Origin of the sequence: Streptomyces sp. MZ04, from assembly GCF_004684775.1 — a bacterium.
Classification (GTDB): Bacteria; Actinomycetota; Actinomycetes; order Streptomycetales; family Streptomycetaceae; genus Streptomyces.
Genome location: NZ_SRIC01000620.1, coordinates 1 through 681, shown reverse-complemented (window position 1 = coordinate 681; position 681 = coordinate 1). Strand labels below are relative to the sequence as shown.

General features: G+C 66.8%; 1 protein-coding gene and 1 riboswitch. The gene reads left to right on the top strand.

What is annotated here, in order from left to right; all coding sequences use genetic code 11:
* Window positions 1-38 precede the first annotated feature (38 nt).
* A riboswitch (glycine riboswitch) is annotated at window positions 39-136 on the bottom strand.
* Between the two features lie 143 nt (window positions 137-279).
* On the top strand, window positions 280-648 hold the full coding sequence (locus E2651_RS43530; protein WP_135336767.1) for a PRC-barrel domain-containing protein: 369 nt from the start codon (window positions 280-282) through the stop codon (window positions 646-648).
* Window positions 649-681 lie beyond the last annotated feature (33 nt).

The following is a 681-nucleotide window of genomic DNA, read 5'->3' as shown; positions in this document are numbered from 1 at the left end:
AGACAGCGCCCGACGCCCGCCCTACTTTCCAGAGTGACCTCGTCCGTGCGGTACAGGGGCCTGAGAGATTCCGGGGAGGAGTTGCTCCTTCGGCGCCTCCGGTGTCTCCACCGGAGAGCTCTCCCGCACGGGGTCAGCAGCCACCGCCAGCCTACCAGCGAGGACCGCGCCCGATCCCTCGAGTGGCCGCCTGCCCCGATGTGCTCTTTCGTAGTGAATACAAGCGAATAAGGATGAGTTACGCGCCATTTCGACAACCTGCGACCAGTTGGAGGGCCCGTGCAGACCGACATCGATCCGCGCAACCTGATCGGCCGCAAGGCGTTCGACCGGAACGGGGCCAAGATCGGCACGATCGACGAGGTCTACCTCGACGACGCCACCGGCACCCCGGAGTGGGCCGCGATACGCACGGGCCTGTTCAGCCGTGACGCCTTCATCCCCCTGGAACCCAGCGAGCTCACCAGCGACGGCACTCTGCGCATCCCCTTCGAACGCTCCCTGATCAAGGACGCCCCCGACTTCGGCGTAGGCCGCCACCTCTCCCCCGAACAGGAACTCCAGCTCTACCACCACTACGGCCTCGACATCACACCCCCACCGCCCCCCGACCAGGACTTCGGCAACATCGCGGACGAAAACCCCTGACCCCAGACCTCCAGGCCGCCCGCCCCCGGTGCG